Source organism: Burkholderia sp. Se-20378 (assembly GCF_017104665.1).
In the GTDB taxonomy this organism is placed as follows: domain Bacteria; phylum Pseudomonadota; class Gammaproteobacteria; order Burkholderiales; family Burkholderiaceae; genus Burkholderia; species Burkholderia lata.
Genome location: NZ_JAAGPG010000175.1, coordinates 1 through 15733 on the forward strand (window position 1 = coordinate 1; position 15733 = coordinate 15733).

The 15733-nt window shown below is 65.6% G+C and carries 16 protein-coding genes and 1 pseudogene; 14 read left to right on the forward strand and 3 right to left on the reverse strand.

Features of this window, described 5'->3' with window-relative positions:
- Positions 1-492: 492 nt before the first annotated feature.
- Complete coding sequence (locus G3N93_RS19155) at positions 493-1269, reverse strand: enoyl-CoA hydratase (protein ID WP_089424403.1); 777 nt, start codon at positions 1267-1269, stop codon at positions 493-495.
- Positions 1270-1398: 129 nt separating this feature from the next.
- On the opposite strand from G3N93_RS19155, the gene paaN reads away from it, so the two are divergent.
- From paaN to paaK, 5 genes are all read left to right on the forward strand, one after another.
- Complete coding sequence (paaN, locus tag G3N93_RS19160) at positions 1399-3105, forward strand: phenylacetic acid degradation protein PaaN (protein ID WP_206133724.1); 1707 nt, start codon at positions 1399-1401, stop codon at positions 3103-3105.
- Positions 3106-3192: 87 nt separating this feature from the next.
- On the forward strand, positions 3193-4395 hold the full coding sequence (pcaF, locus tag G3N93_RS19165; protein WP_174939669.1) for a 3-oxoadipyl-CoA thiolase: 1203 nt from the start codon (positions 3193-3195) through the stop codon (positions 4393-4395).
- 45 nt (positions 4396-4440) lie between these two features.
- The gene (paaG, locus tag G3N93_RS19170; protein ID WP_174942321.1) at positions 4441-5232 is read left to right on the forward strand and encodes a 2-(1,2-epoxy-1,2-dihydrophenyl)acetyl-CoA isomerase PaaG; all 792 of its coding nucleotides are present in this window, start codon (positions 4441-4443) and stop codon (positions 5230-5232) included.
- 1 nt (position 5233) lies between these two features.
- Entirely contained in the window at positions 5234-5686 is a 453-nt protein-coding gene (paaI, locus tag G3N93_RS19175) for a hydroxyphenylacetyl-CoA thioesterase PaaI (RefSeq protein ID WP_174942319.1), read from the forward strand.
- Positions 5687-5724: 38 nt separating this feature from the next.
- Entirely contained in the window at positions 5725-7023 is a 1299-nt protein-coding gene (gene paaK / locus G3N93_RS19180; protein WP_069247036.1) for a phenylacetate--CoA ligase PaaK, read from the forward strand.
- A 265-nt stretch (positions 7024-7288) separates the two neighbouring features.
- On the opposite strand, the gene G3N93_RS19185 is transcribed toward paaK, so the two are convergent.
- The gene (locus tag G3N93_RS19185; protein ID WP_241026599.1) at positions 7289-8413 is read right to left on the reverse strand and encodes a murein transglycosylase A; all 1125 of its coding nucleotides are present in this window, start codon (positions 8411-8413) and stop codon (positions 7289-7291) included.
- Between the two features lie 28 nt (positions 8414-8441).
- Here G3N93_RS19185 and G3N93_RS41605 point away from each other — a divergent pair, with 28 nt between their 5' ends.
- The gene (locus G3N93_RS41605) at positions 8442-8585 is read left to right on the forward strand and encodes a hypothetical protein (protein WP_014898203.1); all 144 of its coding nucleotides are present in this window, start codon (positions 8442-8444) and stop codon (positions 8583-8585) included.
- A gap of 22 nt (positions 8586-8607) precedes the next feature.
- Here the strand turns inward: G3N93_RS41605 and apaG are convergent, their stop codons facing one another.
- Positions 8608-8982 carry a Co2+/Mg2+ efflux protein ApaG gene (gene apaG / locus G3N93_RS19190; RefSeq protein WP_011350820.1) on the reverse strand — a complete coding sequence of 125 codons (375 nt, stop codon included), beginning with the start codon at positions 8980-8982 and terminating at the stop codon, positions 8608-8610.
- A 178-nt stretch (positions 8983-9160) separates the two neighbouring features.
- Between apaG and rpe the strand changes: the two genes are divergently transcribed.
- The 8 genes and pseudogenes from rpe to G3N93_RS41610 all read left to right on the forward strand — a co-directional run.
- Complete coding sequence (gene rpe / locus G3N93_RS19195; RefSeq protein WP_206133726.1) at positions 9161-9847, forward strand: ribulose-phosphate 3-epimerase; 687 nt, start codon at positions 9161-9163, stop codon at positions 9845-9847.
- A 4-nt stretch (positions 9848-9851) separates the two neighbouring features.
- A complete protein-coding gene (locus tag G3N93_RS19200; protein WP_206133727.1) occupies positions 9852-10616 on the forward strand; it encodes a phosphoglycolate phosphatase in 765 nt (254 codons plus the stop codon).
- A gap of 357 nt (positions 10617-10973) precedes the next feature.
- Entirely contained in the window at positions 10974-12467 is a 1494-nt protein-coding gene (trpE, locus tag G3N93_RS19205) for an anthranilate synthase component I (RefSeq protein ID WP_174939682.1), read from the forward strand.
- Between the two features lie 13 nt (positions 12468-12480).
- A complete protein-coding gene (locus tag G3N93_RS19210) occupies positions 12481-13071 on the forward strand; it encodes an aminodeoxychorismate/anthranilate synthase component II (RefSeq protein WP_174984508.1) in 591 nt (196 codons plus the stop codon).
- Between the two features lie 13 nt (positions 13072-13084).
- Positions 13085-14116, forward strand: coding sequence for an anthranilate phosphoribosyltransferase (trpD, locus tag G3N93_RS19215; RefSeq protein ID WP_027788472.1), 1032 nt, complete (start codon positions 13085-13087; stop codon positions 14114-14116).
- A 29-nt stretch (positions 14117-14145) separates the two neighbouring features.
- On the forward strand, positions 14146-14931 hold the full coding sequence (gene trpC / locus G3N93_RS19220) for an indole-3-glycerol phosphate synthase TrpC (protein WP_206133728.1): 786 nt from the start codon (positions 14146-14148) through the stop codon (positions 14929-14931).
- A complete protein-coding gene (locus G3N93_RS19225; RefSeq protein WP_174939688.1) occupies positions 14931-15557 on the forward strand; it encodes a CYTH domain-containing protein in 627 nt (208 codons plus the stop codon). The genes trpC and G3N93_RS19225 overlap by 1 nt, the downstream gene beginning before the upstream one ends.
- A 12-nt stretch (positions 15558-15569) precedes the next feature.
- Positions 15570-15733, forward strand: a pseudogene (locus G3N93_RS41610) (uracil-DNA glycosylase); the annotation flags it as partial.

Genomic DNA, 15733 nt, shown 5'->3' on the forward strand with positions numbered 1-15733 from the left:
AACCTGACTTACTTTAGTGTGAGACTCTTGATACTTTCGCTATCTGATCCGAGGATCAGCTCGCTTCCATCAAGCGCCCACACTTATCGGCTGTTAATTTTTAAAGAGCATTCTGCGAGGAACTTCGCGTTTCTCAGCAGCGCTGCGTTTTCAGCAGCAGAGAAGCGAGATTATGAACCGTGTTTCGCATTTCGTCAACAACTTTTTTCACTACATCGTTGCGACTGCGGGGCTCAACTTCCAGGCCGGTTGCGCGCTTCAGACTCCAGCACACCACCCCCCCTTGCTTCCCTCTTCCGCGCTGCGTTTCCGTTAGCGCGAAAGAGGCGTGATTCTAAGCACCCGCCCCCAACTACGCAAGCCCCTTTGTGAAATAAATTTGAAAAAGCCCCCGTGCGCTGACGCGCACGGGGGCTTGGGGCTCGACGGGCCGAGCAACCACACCGACAACCGATAGCCACCAGTCGTCGGCCAAGTACCCAAGTAGCCCGATCAGCGGTGCTTGAACACCGGCTTCCGTTTCTCGACGAATGCCGCCATCCCTTCCTTCTGGTCTTCGGTCGCGAACAGCGAATGAAACAGCCGACGCTCGAAGTGGACGCCTTCGGCCAGCGTCGTCTCGTACGCACGGTTCACCGATTCCTTGACCATCATGACCGCCGGCAGCGAAAACTCGGCGATCGTCGCCGCGGCGGCAAGCGCCTCGTCGAGCAGCGTGTCGGCCGGCAGCACGCGCGACACGAGCCCCGCGCGCTCCGCTTCGGCAGCATCCATGAAGCGAGCGGTCAGGCACATGTCCATCGCCTTCGCCTTCGACACCGCACGCGGCAGGCGCTGCGTGCCGCCCGCACCCGGCATGACGCCCAGCTTGATTTCCGGCTGGCCGAACTTGGCCGTGTCCGCCGCGAAGATGATGTCGCACATCATGGCCAGCTCGCAGCCGCCACCCAGCGCAAAGCCCGAAACCGCTGCAATGATCGGCTTGCGGATCTCGCGGACCGTCTCCCAGTTGCGCGTAATGTAGTCACCCCGGTAGACATCCATATAGGAGTAGGTCGCCATCATGCCGATGTCCGCGCCGGCCGCGAATGCCTTCTCGCTCCCGGTTACGACGATCGCGCCGATGCCATCGTCCGCATCGAACGCCTTCAGCGCGTCACCCAACTCATCCATCAGCGCATCGTTCAGCGCATTCAGCGCCTTCGGACGGTTCAGCGTAACCAGCCCGACACGCCCCCGGGTCTCCACCAGGATGTTCTCGTAAGCCATCTATTTCTCCTCGATCAATGAAATGAGAAACGCCTCGCACATGCGAATAGTTTGATGCTACCATTCTCCGACCAACCGGTCGGTTAATTAATCGATCCAATCCCTCTCAACGTCCATCAGGCCGCCGCCATGACCCATGCACTGTTCACGAAGCACGAAGACACGCTGAAACACGCACTCGCCGCCATCGAGAGCCGCGGGTACTGGAGCCCGTTCGCCGAAATGCCGAGCCCCAAAGTGTACGGGGAAAGCGCAAACGCAGATGGCGAGGCCGCGTTCAAGTCGCACCTCGACAAGACGTTCGTGCTCGACCAGCCGGCGTCCGGAGAAACGGTCGGCGCAGAGCGGTCGCCGTACGGCATTGCACTGGGCATCCGGTATCCGAAGTCGACGCCCGACGAACTGATCGCCGCCGCTGCCGCCGCGCAACGCACGTGGCGCGAAGCCGGCCCGAGCGCCTGGATCGGCGTCAGCCTCGAAATCCTCGCGCGCCTGAATCGTGCCAGCTTCGAAATCGCCTACAGCGTGATGCACACCACGGGGCAGGCATTCATGATGGCGTTCCAGGCCGGCGGCCCGCACGCGCAAGATCGCGCGCTCGAGGCAGTCGCCTATGCATGGGACGAACTGCGCCGCATCCCGGCCGATGCGCACTGGGAAAAGCCGCAAGGCAAGAACCCGCCGCTCGCGATGCACAAGCGCTATACGATCGTCCCGCGCGGCACCGGGCTCGTGCTTGGCTGCTGCACGTTCCCGACCTGGAACGGCTATCCCGGCCTGTTCGCCGATCTCGCGACCGGCAACACCGTGATCGTCAAACCGCATCCGGGCGCGATCCTGCCTCTCGCCGTCACCGTCCGGATCGCTCGCGACGTGCTGCGCGAAGCCGGTTTCGATCCGAACGTCGTCACGCTCCTCGCGACCGAACCCAACGACGGCGCACTCGTTCAGGATCTCGCGCTGCGCCCCGAGATCAAGCTGATCGACTTCACCGGCAGCACGCAAAACGGCACGTGGCTCGAACGCCATGCCCACCAGGCACAGGTCTATACCGAGAAGGCCGGCGTCAACCAGATCGTGATCGACTCGACCGACGACCTGAAGGCCGCAGCCAAGAACATCGCGTTCTCGCTGGCGCTGTACTCCGGGCAGATGTGCACGGCACCGCAGAACATCTACGTGCCGCGCGACGGCATCCGGACGGCGGACGGCCACGCGAGCTTCGACGAGGTCGCACAGGCAATCGCCATTTCCGTGCAAAAACTCACCGGCGACCCGGCACGCTCGGTCGAACTGATCGGCGCAATCCAGAACGAAGGTGTGACCGCACGCATCGACGACGCCCGCCAGCTTGGCCGCGTGCTCGCCGACAGCCTGACCCTCCAGCACCCTGCGTTCCCCGATGCCCGCGTGCGCACGCCGCTCGTGCTGCAACTGGACGTGGCCGATCGCGAGAAATTCACGCAGGAATGGTTCGGCCCGATCTCGTTCGTGATCGCGACCGACTCGACCGCACAATCGCTCGACCTCGCCGGAGAAATCGCGGCGGAACATGGCGCGCTGACGCTCGCCGTCTACAGCACCGATGACGCGATCGTCGACGCTGCCCACGACGCGGCAGTGCGCGGTGGCGTCGCGCTGTCGATCAACCTGACGGGCGGTGTGTTCGTGAACCAGTCGGCAGCGTTCTCGGATTTCCACGGCACAGGCGCAAACCCGGCAGCCAACGCGGCACTGGCCGACCCGGCGTTCGTCGCCAACCGGTTCCGCGTGGTGCAAAGCCGCATCCATGTTGCCCCGAAGGCTGCACCCGCGGAAGCCGGCCAACCGGTATAACCCGAATGGCCGACGTGCAAACGCCGCCACGCTCTCTACCATGAACGAATCCGCCACCTGGCGGGTTCGTTGCTCATCGATACGCCCATGACAGACGCCTATATCTGCGACGCGATTCGCACCCCCATCGGCCGCTACGGCGGCGCCCTGAAAGATGTCCGCGCCGACGACCTCGGTGCGGTGCCGCTCAAGGCGCTCATCGAGCGCAACCGTGACGTCGACTGGACGGCGATCGACGACGTGATCTACGGCTGCGCAAACCAGGCCGGCGAGGACAATCGCAACGTCGCACGCATGTCGGCGCTGCTCGCGGGCCTGCCGACCGACGTGCCCGGCACGACGCTGAACCGGCTGTGCGGCTCCGGGATGGACGCGGTCGGCACAGCCGCGCGCGCGATCAAGGCGGGCGAGGCTCGCCTGATGATCGCAGGCGGCGTCGAGAGCATGACGCGTGCGCCGTTCGTGATGGGCAAGGCCACGAGCGCGTTCGCACGCCAGGCCGACATTTTCGACACGACGATCGGCTGGCGTTTCATCAATCCGCTGATGAAACAGCTGTATGGCGTCGATTCGATGCCCGAGACGGCCGAAAACGTCGCGGTCGACTACACCATCAGCCGCGCCGACCAGGATCTGTTCGCGCTGCGCAGCCAGCAGAAGGCCGCGCGTGCGCAGCAGGACGGCACGCTCGCCGACGAAATCGTCGCGGTCACGATTCCGCAGAAGAAAGGCGATCCGGTGGTCGTATCGCGCGATGAGCACCCTCGCGAGACGTCACTCGAAGCGCTCGCGAAGCTGAAAGGCGTCGTGCGCCCGGACGGCTCGGTGACGGCCGGCAACGCATCGGGCGTCAACGACGGTGCGTGCGCGCTGCTGCTCGCCAATGCGCAGGCAGCCGATCAGTACGGTCTGCGCCGCCGCGCACGCGTCATCGGTATGGCGACGGCCGGCGTCGCGCCGCGCGTGATGGGCATCGGGCCCGCACCGGCCACGCAAAAACTGCTGCACCAGCTCGGCATGACCATCGATCAGTTCGACGTCATCGAACTGAACGAGGCGTTCGCGTCCCAAGGGCTCGCGGTGCTGCGCATGCTCGGCGTCGCCGACGACGATCCGCGCGTGAATCCGAACGGTGGCGCAATCGCATTGGGGCATCCGCTCGGCGCATCGGGCGCCCGGCTCGTGACCACGGCGCTCCATCAACTCGAGCGTACGGGCGGCCGCTTTGCGCTCTGTACGATGTGCATCGGCGTCGGCCAGGGCATCGCACTCGCGATCGAGCGTGTGTAACCAACCCACCGCGCGCCTATAACGAAGTCATGAAGGAGACACTGCATGTCCTATCAGGCGATTCAGCTGGATATCGATCAGGCCTCGAACGTAGCCACGATTACTCTCAACCGCCCCGACAAGCTGAACAGCTTTACGCGGGCGATGCATCGCGAGCTGCAGTCGGCACTCGATGATGTCGAGGCGGCCGGCGCGCGCGCGCTGATCCTGACAGGTGCGGGGCGCGGCTTCTGCGCCGGCCAGGACCTGGCCGATCTCGACTTCACGCCGGGCGCGTCTACCGACCTCGGCACGCTGATCGACGAACACTTCAATCCGCTGATCCGCCGCCTGCAGCGGCTGCCGATTCCGGTGATCGCCGCCGTCAATGGTACGGCGGCCGGCGCCGGTGCGAATCTCGCACTCGCCTGCGATCTCGTGTTCGCCGCCCGCTCGAGCAGTTTCATCCAGGCCTTCGTCAAGATCGGGCTCGTACCCGATTCCGGCGGTACGTGGTTCCTGCCGCAACGCGTCGGCATGGCACGCGCGCTGGGGCTCGCACTGACCGGCGACAAGCTCGGGGCCGAACAGGCCGAGCAATGGGGCTTGATCTGGCGTGCCGTCGACGACGACACGCTCGCTGCGACAGCCCGCCAGCTCGCCACCCAGCTCGCGCAGCAGCCGACGCTTGCGATCGCATCGATCAAGCAATCGATGCGCGCCAGTGTCACGAACACGCTCGACCAGCAACTCGACATGGAACGCGACCTGCAACGCACGCTCGGGCAGTCGCACGACTACGCGGAAGGCGTGAAGGCATTCATCGAGAAGCGCGCGCCGCGCTTCGAGGGGCGTTGACATGACGACCACCACGGCCACGCTCGACCCCGATTCGCTCGCCCGCGCCACCGCGCGGGCCATGTACGACGCCGATGCATGCAGCCGCGCGTTCGGGATGGAAATCGCCGAAGTACGCGCAGGCTACGCGCGCCTGCAGATGCGAGTGCGTCCCGAATTCCTGAACGGTCATCAGACCTGCCATGGCGGGATCATCTTCACGCTGGCCGATTCGACGTTCGCGTTCGCGTGCAACTCGTACAACGTGAACACCGTCGCGGCCGGCTGCTCGATCGAATTCCTGCGCCCCGTGCACGGCGACGACGTGCTGACGGCCGAAGCGATCGAGCAGGCGCGCGCCGGCCGCCAAGGCATCTACGACATCCGCGTCACGAACCAGACCGGCGAAACCGTCGCGATGTTTCGCGGCAAATCCGCCCAGATCAAGGGCACGGTCATCCCGGAAGACCGCTGACGTCGACGGCTCGCACATAACAAACACTGGAGACATGCATGACTACCCCGCTACCGCTCGAGCCGATCGAGACCGCCTCACGCGACGAGCTGACCGCGCTGCAGCTCGAACGCCTCAAGTGGTCGCTCCGGCATGCGTATGACCACTCCCCCGTCTATCGTCGCAAGTTCGACGACGCGGGCGTCCATCCGGACGATCTGAAGACGCTCGCCGACCTGTCGCGCTTCCCGTTCACGACGAAGAGCGACCTGCGCGACAGTTACCCGTTCGGGATGTTCGCGGTGCCGCAGGACCAGATCTCGCGCATTCATGCGTCGTCGGGCACGACTGGCAAGCCGACGGTCGTCGGCTATACGGCCGGCGACATCGACACATGGGCGAATCTCGTCGCGCGCTCGATCCGCGCCGCCGGTGCGCGCCGCGGCGACAAGGTGCACGTCAGCTACGGCTACGGCTTGTTCACGGGCGGGCTCGGCGCGCACTACGGCGCCGAACGCGCAGGGCTGACCGTGATTCCGTTCGGCGGCGGCCAGACCGAGAAGCAGGTACAGCTGATCCAGGATTTCCGGCCCGACATCATCATGGTGACGCCGAGCTACATGCTGTCGATCGCCGACGAAATCGAGCGCCAGGGCCTCGATCCCGTGCAGAGTTCGCTGCGCATCGGCATCTTCGGCGCGGAACCCTGGACCAACGACATGCGCGTCGCGATCGAGCAGCGGATGGGCATCGATGCGGTCGACATTTATGGGCTGTCCGAAGTGATGGGCCCCGGCGTCGCGTCCGAATGCGTCGAGACCAAGGACGGCCCGACCATCTGGGAAGACCACTTCTATCCGGAAATCATCGATCCTGAAACCGGCGAAGTGCTTCCGGACGGCGAACTCGGCGAGCTCGTGTTCACGTCGCTGACGAAGGAGGCGCTGCCGATCGTCCGCTACCGGACCCGCGACCTCACGCGGCTGTTGCCGGGCACGGCCCGCACGATGCGCCGGATGGAGAAGATCACGGGGCGCTCGGACGACATGATGATCGTGCGCGGCGTGAACGTATTCCCGACGCAGATCGAGGAGCAGTTGCTCAAGCAGCGCGCGCTCGCACCGCACTATCAGATCGTGCTGACGAAGGAAGGCCCGCTCGACGTGATGACGCTCAACGTCGAGCCTTGCCCCGAGACCGCGCCCGATACGGCGGCGATTCATGCGGCAAAACAGGCGCTCGCTTATGACATCAAGTCGCTGATCGGCGTGACGGCCGTAATCAACGTGCTGCCCGTGAACGGGATCGAGCGATCGGTCGGCAAGGCGCGACGCGTCGTCGACAAGCGCAAGGGCTGACGAAAATCGCTGCGCGTTAATTGCGCGCGCTGAATCCGTGGCTGCAAATGAAACAGCCCGATCGGCCAACGCCGATCGGGCTGTTTCATTCCGGGACGCCGTTGGGGCACTCGCCGACGCGACGCACGCATCACGAAAGCTGACACCGCACGATCGCCCTCATGATCAGGGCGACACACCCCACGCACCCCGTCGCATCCACGAATACCACGTCGGATGCATCGGCGGCAACCCAAGCGACCGCAGCCACCCGCGCCACCTCACATCACGAATTCGGGAACAGCAGCCACATCCGGCCGACCTGCTTCATCCGCCCGGCCTGATCGCCTGCATCGTCGCCGAGCCCCCAGAAATAGTCGGCCCGCACACCGCCCTTGATCGCTGAGCCCGTATCCTGCGCGAACACGAGCCGGTTCATCGGCGTATTCGTCAGCGGGCGCGTGGTCTGCAGGAACACCGGCGTGCCGAGCGGGATCGACGACGGATCGACGGCGATCGAGCGCTCCGGCGTCAGCGGCACGCCCAGCGCGCCGATCGGGCCGTCCGCGCCGCCGTGCGGCGCATCTTCCTTGGTCGGCATGTCGCGGAAGAACACGAAACGCGGGTTCGTGTCGAGCAACGCGTCAACGCGGGTCGGGTTCGCCTTCGCCCACGCCTTGATGCCCTGCATCGTCGCCTGAGCGGGCGTCAGCTCGCCGCGATCGAGCAGCCACTTGCCGATCGAGCGGTACGGCTGGTTGTTGGTGCCGCCGAAGCCGACCCGCATCACCGAACCGTCGTCGAGCAGCACGCGCCCCGAGCCCTGCACCTGCAGGAAGAACGCTTCGATCGGGTCGTCGACCCACACGAGTTCGTTGCCGTTCAGGATGCCGGCGCGTTCGAGCTGTGCGCGTGCCGGCAGCGCGGCGCCCGCGCGATAACCGGCCGGCCAGCGGTAGAGCGCGTACTGATACGGACCGCGGCGCACGCGCGAACCATGCAGCAGCGGCTCGTAATAGCCGGTCACGAGCCCGTCGAGCGTACCGTCGGTGTTCGCGAGCTGGAACGGCGTGAAATACGTTTCGAAGAACGTGCGTGCACTGCTGACGTCAAGCTCGTCGAGCCGGTCGGCAGCCGCGCAAGCGCGCGACCACGCCGGCTGGCGCGCGAGTCGCACGCAGTTCTGCCGCAGCGCGGCCGTCGCGCCGATCAGCGAATCGTCCTGCCGGCCCGGCACCTGCTGCCACGCGACCGGCGTGAGCCGCTTCGTGGCGACCTGACCCGGCACGATCGCCGCGCCGGTCAGTGGCTTCAGCGAAGACGTCCGCGTCGGCGCGCCACCGCACGCCGCAAGCAGCGCCGCTGCCGCGGCCGCCGCAACCCACCCGGCCACCCGGGGCCCAAACCACATACAATGTCCGTTCTTGATGGAAACCGCCATGTCAGATTTTCTCGACCAATATCCGATGCTCATCTTCGCGCTCGAAGCCTTCGTAGCGCTCGCCCTGCTGATCTTCATCGTCGTGTGGACGTCGTCGGGCAGAAAGAAGCACGCCCGCAACAACGACCGCCAGCCGCGCTAACGCACTGACGCGCTCCGCACGCTCAATGCAGCGTGCGCGGCATGTGCAGTGCGAACTCGTCGACCGGCGCCTCGAAACGCTCGCCGTCCTCCGCCACGCAGAAGTACGCGCCACGCATCGTGCCGACCGGCGTCGCGATCACGGCCCAGCTCGTGTACTCGAAGTGCTCGCCCGGCTGCAGCAGCGGCTGGTGCCCGACGACGCCGAGCCCCTTCACTTCCTGTACGTGGTTCTCGCTGTCCGTGATGATCCAGTGACGCGCGATCAACTGCGCCGCGACCTGTCCCGTGTTGCGGATCGTCAGCGTGTACGCGAATGCGTATTGACGGCGATCGGGGTCGGATTGTTCCGGCAAGTAGCTGGTTTTCACCGAAACGGTGAACTGATACTGACTCATGGTGTTTCCGCTGGAAGATGACTGCCCGCGCCGGCATGGGCAACGGGGCCGCGGGCGCGCCGCATTGGTTCGGCATTCTATGCGCAATCGGGCCTTGACCGCACGGCCCGCCGCCGCGCACCGGGTCGCCGGACGGTAGAATGGCGGTTTTGCGCCGCAACGTCCCCGCTCCCCTGCCATGACCCAATTTCGCATCGCTCCCAGCATCCTGTCGTCCGATTTCGCTCGGCTCGGCGAAGAAGTCCGCAACGTGGTCGCCGCCGGCGCCGACTGGATCCACTTCGACGTGATGGACAACCATTACGTGCCGAACCTGACCATCGGCCCGCTCGTGTGCGAAGCGATCCGCCCGCACGTGCAGGTGCCGATCGACGTGCACCTGATGGTGCGCCCGGTCGACCGGATCGTGCCCGATTTTGCGAAGGCCGGTGCAAACCTGATCAGCTTCCACCCGGAAGGCTCCGATCACATCGACCGCACGCTGTCGCTGATCCGCGACCACGGCTGCAAGGCCGGCCTGGTGTTCAACCCGGCCACGCCGCTGAACTACCTCGACCACGTGATGGATCGCCTCGACTTCGTGCTGCTGATGTCGGTCAACCCGGGCTTCGGCGGCCAGTCGTTCATTCCGGAAACGCTGAACAAGCTGCGCGAAGCACGTGCACGCATCGACGCGTACACCGAGCGCACCGGCCGCGAGATCCTGCTCGAAGTCGACGGCGGCGTGAAAACCGACAACATCGCGGAAATCGCGGCAGCCGGAGCCGACACATTCGTCGCGGGTTCGGCGATCTTCGGCAAGCCCGACTACCGCAAGGTGATCGACGAGATGCGCGCCGCGCTCGCTACCGTCGAGCGGAGCTGACGCCGTGGCCGACTCGTCGCTTGCCGGCCATGTGCCGGCCGGGGCCGCCACGAAAGCCGCCCCGATCCGCTTCGCCACGCCGCGCATCGATGCGGCGCTGATCGATCTCGACGGCACCATGGTCGATACGGCCGACGATTTCACGGCCGGCCTGAACGGGATGCTCGCGCAGCTCGGCGCGCCGGCCACGTCGCGCGACGAGGTAATCGGCTACGTCGGCAAGGGCTCCGAACACCTGATCCAGAGCGTGCTGAAGCCGCGTTTCCCGGCTGACGAAGCGCACGCGCGCTTCGACGATGCGCTGGCGATTTACCAGATCGAGTACGCGAAGATCAACGGCCGCCACGCGCGCCTCTATCCGGACGTGGCCGCCGGCCTCGACGCGCTGCGCGCAGCCGGCATCCGGCTCGCGTGCGTGACGAACAAGCCGCATCGCTTCGCGGTCGAGCTGCTCGAACAATACGGGCTGTCCGATTGCTTCGGCATCGTGCTCGGCGGCGACAGCGTCGCGCGCAAGAAGCCCGACCCGTTGCCGATGCTGACGGCCTGCAACGCGCTCGGCGTCGCACCGGATGCGGCAGTCGCGATCGGCGACTCGGAAAACGATGCGCTGGCAGGCCGCGCGGCCGGAATGGCGACGCTGACGGTGCCGTACGGCTACAACCATGGCAAAGCTATACAAACGATAAATTCGGATGGTATAGTCGATTCGTTGCTGGTCGCAGCTCGCGCGATCTCCGCGCACAACGCCGGCCGGCCAACCCTCTGATTATTTCTTCCATCTGCATGTTTCTGAATAAAAAACGGAGTCTGAGCAGCATCGACCGGGGAGCCTGGCCCTGGCGTCGCTGGTCGCGCTAACCTCTTCGATGAGGTACGCTGAAGCACGTCTTCAGCGCCGTTTTTTATCTCGCTGCGCATCCGCGCGCCGATCGTCGCACCACCTCGAGTTCTACCGCGTCCGAACGCTTGCGTTCAGGCTCGGCCGCAGGCTCGCGACGTTCACGCCCGGAGTGCCGGCCGGCAACAGGCACTTCTCGATCGACCGCCCTTTCGCCGACGGCAACCCGCGCAGCGTCAAGTGATCCCTGGCGCACGCGCCGCTCGTCCCGAACAGGACCGGAACATGACCGAACTCGAATTTCAATCGCTCGCGAACGAAGGCTACAACCGCATCCCGCTGATCGCGGAAGCCCTCGCCGATCTCGAAACGCCGCTGTCCCTCTACCTGAAGCTGGCCCAGCCCGAACGCTCGGGCGCCAACTCGTTCCTGCTCGAATCGGTGGTCGGCGGCGAACGCTTCGGCCGCTATTCGTTCATCGGCCTGCCCGCCCGTACGCTCGTGCGTACTCGCAACGGCGTGTCGGAAGTCGTGCGCGACGGCCAGGTCGTCGAGACCCATGACGGCGACCCGTTCCAGTTCATCGAATCGTTCCAGGCCCGCTTCAAGGTAGCGCAGCGCCCGGGCCTGCCGCGCTTCTGCGGCGGTCTCGCCGGCTATTTCGGCTACGACGCGGTGCGCTACATCGAGAAGAAGCTCGCGAACACCACGCCGCGTGACGATCTCGGCCTGCCCGATATCCAGTTGCTGCTGACCGAGGAAGTCGCGGTCATCGACAACCTCGCCGGCAAGCTGTACCTGATCATCTACGCGGACCCAAGCCAGGCCGAGGCCTATACGAAGGCGAAACAGCGCCTGCGCGAACTGAAGCAGCGCCTGCGCACGACCGTGCAGCCGCCCGTCACGTCGGCGAGCGTGCGCACCGAGACGTTCCGCGAGTTCAAGAAGGACGACTATCTGGCCGCCGTGCGCCAGGCGAAGGAATACATCGCGGCCGGCGAGCTGATGCAGATCCAGGTCGGCCAGCGTCTGACGAAGCCGTACCGCGACAACCCGCTGTCGCTGTATCGCGCGCTGCGTTCGCTGAACCCGTCGCCGTACATGTACTACTACAACTTCGGCGATTTCCATGTGGTCGGCGCATCGCCGGAAATCCTCGTGCGGCAGGAAAAGCGCGGCGAAGACCAGATCGTCACGATTCGCCCGCTCGCCGGCACGCGCCCGCGCGGCAACACGCCCGAGCGCGACGCGGAACTCGCGACCGAGCTGCTCAACGATCCGAAGGAGATCGCCGAGCACGTGATGCTGATCGACCTCGCGCGCAACGACGTCGGCCGCATCGCGCAAATCGGCTCGGTGCACGTGACCGACCAGATGGTCATCGAGAAATACTCGCACGTACAGCACATCGTCAGCTCGGTCGAAGGCAAGCTGAAGCCCGGCATGACGAACTACGACGTGCTGCGCGCGACGTTCCCGGCCGGCACGCTGTCCGGTGCGCCGAAGGTCCGTGCGATGGAACTGATCGACGAACTCGAGCCGGTCAAGCGCGGGCTGTACGGCGGCGCCGTCGGCTACCTGTCGTTCTCGGGCGAGATGGATCTCGCGATCGCGATTCGCACGGGCCTGATCCACAACGGCAACCTGTACGTGCAAGCGGCGGCCGGCGTCGTCGCGGATTCGGTGCCCGAATCCGAATGGCAAGAGACCGAGAACAAGGCGCGCGCGGTGCTGCGTGCGGCCGAACAGGTCCAGGACGGCCTCGATAGCGACTTCTGACCGGAGACTGACCATGCTGCTCATGATCGACAACTACGACTCGTTTACCTACAACCTGGTCCAGTACTTCGGCGAACTCGGCGAGGACGTGCGCACCTACCGCAACGACGAAATCACGCTCGACGAAATCGCGCGCCTGAATCCCGATGCGATCTGCCTGTCGCCCGGCCCGAGCAACCCGCAGCACGCGGGCATCACGCTCGACGTGCTGAAAGAATTCGCGGGCAAGAAGCCGATCCTCGGCGTCTGCCTCGGCCATCAGGCGATTGGCGAGGCCTTCGGCGGCCGCGTCGTGCGCGCGAAGACCATCATGCACGGCAAGGTGAGCAAGATCGAAACCGACTGCCGCGGTGTATTCGCAGACCTGCCGAAGCACTTCGACGTCACGCGCTATCACTCGCTCGCGATCGAGCGCGAATCGCTGCCCGACTGCCTCGAGGTGTCCGCGTGGACCGACGACGGCGAAATCATGGGCGTGCGCCACAAGACGCTGCCGGTCGAAGGTGTGCAGTTCCACCCGGAATCGATCCTGTCCGAGCATGGCCACGCGCTGCTCGAGAATTTCCTGAAGCAGGCGCGCGCCGCGGCCGCGCAAGCCGCCTGACGGGAGCCTCACGATGACGATTACCCCGCAGGAAGCGCTGCAGCGCACGATCGAACACCGCGAAATCTTCCACGACGAGATGCTGCACCTGATGCGGCTCATCATGCGCGGCGACATGTCGCCCGTGATGGCAGCCGCGATCATCACCGGGCTGCGCGTGAAGAAGGAGACGATCGGCGAGATCGCCGCCGCCGCGACCGTGATGCGCGAATTCGCGAACCACGTCGAGGTGCAGGACAACTCGAACTTCGTCGACATCGTCGGCACCGGCGGCGACGGCTCGCACACGTTCAACATCTCGACCGCGTCGATGTTCGTCACGGCCGCGGCCGGCGCGAAAGTCGCGAAGCATGGCAACCGCGGCGTATCGAGCAAGTCCGGCAGCGCCGACGTGCTCGAAGCGCTCGGCGTGAACATCGACCTGCAGTCCGAGCAGGTTGCCGCATCGATCGCCGAAACGGGCATGGGCTTCATGTTCGCGCCGAACCACCACCCGGCGATGAAGAACATCGCGGCCGTGCGCCGCGAGCTCGGCGTGCGCACGATCTTCAACATCCTCGGCCCGCTGACCAATCCGGCCGGCGCACCGAACCAGCTGATGGGCGTGTTCCACCCCGACCTCGTCGGCATCCAGGTGCGCGTGATGCAGCGTCTGGGCGCGCAACACGTGCTCGTCGTGTACGGCAAGGACGGGATGGACGAGGTATCGCTCGGCGCGGCAACGCTCGTCGGCGAGCTGCGCGACGGCAAGGTGCACGAATACGAGATCCATCCGGAAGACTTCGGCCTGCAGATGGTGTCGAACCGCACGCTGAAGGTTGAAAATGCCGACGAATCGCGCACGATGCTGCTCGGCGCGCTGGACAACCAGCCGGGCGTCGCGCGCGAGATCGTCACGCTGAACGCCGGCACCGCGCTCTATGCGGCGAACGTCGCCGAATCGATCGCGGACGGCATCCAGCTCGCCCGCGAAGCGATCGCGAGCGGCAAGGCCCGCGCGAAAGTCGATGAACTCGTGCGCTTCACGCAGCAGTTCAAGCGCTGACTCCCCTTACGAATCAAGCAGGAATCCCCATGAGCGACATTCTCGACCGAATCATCGCCGTCAAGCGCGAAGAAGTCGCGGCGGCCATGCGCAGCGCGCCGCTCGAGGCACTGAAACTGGAAGCATCCGCGTGCGATCTGCGCGACTTCGTCGGCGCACTGCGCGCGAAGCATGCGGCCGGCCACGCGGCCGTGATTTCCGAAATCAAGAAAGCCAGCCCGTCGAAAGGCGTGCTGCGCGAGCATTTCGTGCCGGCCGACATCGCGCGTTCGTATGCGGAGCACGGCGCCGCATGCCTGTCGGTACTGACCGACGAGCAGTTCTTCCAGGGCAGCGTTCGCTACCTCGAGGAAGCGCGCGCGGCCTGCACGCTGCCGGTGCTGCGCAAGGACTTCATCGTCGACGCGTACCAGATCATGGAAGCGCGCGCGATGGGCGCCGACGCGATCCTGCTGATCGCCGCCGCGCTCGACACGCCGCTGATGCAGGATCTCGAAGCATATGCGCACTCGCTCGGCCTCGCAGTGCTGGTCGAAGTACACGACCGCAACGAGATGGAACAGGCGCTGACGCTCAAGACGCCGCTGCTCGGCATCAACAACCGCAATCTGCGTACGTTCGAGACGTCGATCCAGACCACGCTCGACATGCTCGACATGATTCCGTCGGACCGCATCGTCGTGACCGAATCGGGCATCCTGTCGCGCATCGACGTCGACACGATGCGGGCGGCGAACGTGAACACGTTCCTCGTCGGCGAAGCGTTCATGCGCGCCGACCAGCCGGGCGAAGAGCTGGCACGGATGTTCTTCTGATGGCGATCGAAAAGGAAATCAAGCTCGCACTGCCGGCCGGCCAGGCCGACGCCGCGCGACGCTTCTTCGAGACGCTGACCGGCGAACCCGGTCACGACATCACGCTCGCGAACGTCTATTACGACACGCCCGATCTCGCGCTGGCCCGCTCCAAGAGCGCAGTGCGCGTGCGCCGCGCGCCGCAAGGCTGGCTGCAGACGTTCAAGACGGTCGGCAGCGCGGAAGGCGGCCTGCATCGCCGCCACGAATGGGAACTGCCGGTCGCCGGCGACGCGCTCGAGATCGATGCGCTCGTCGCGGCCTGCGACGTGCCGGAAGCCGCCGCCGCGCTGAATGACGCGGCCGGTACGCTGTCGGCGCTGTTCCGCACGGATTTTTCGCGTACGCTGTGGCGCATCGCAATCGGCGGCGCAACCGTGGAAGCCGCGGTGGACCTCGGCGAGATCGTCGTCCAGGCGGAACACGAAACGCGCCGCGAACCGATCAGCGAAATCGAACTCGAACTGATCGACGGCCCGGAAGCGGCGCTCGCAACGCTCGCCGCCGAACTGCAGCAAGCGCTGCCGGGCCTCGCTCCCGACAACATCAGCAAGGCGCAGCGCGGCTACCGGCTGCGCGCGCAATAACACGCATCACGCATGGCAACCCGCAAGACTTCCCGCGCGCCGCAACAGGCGTCGCTGTTCGACGATCCCGTGCCGGAAACGGCACCGGCCGACATTCCGTCCCCGGCGCCCGAAGCGCCCGCGGCCGGACGCAAGCCCGCAAAGAAAGCCGCGGCTCCGGCTGCGGCCCCGACGGC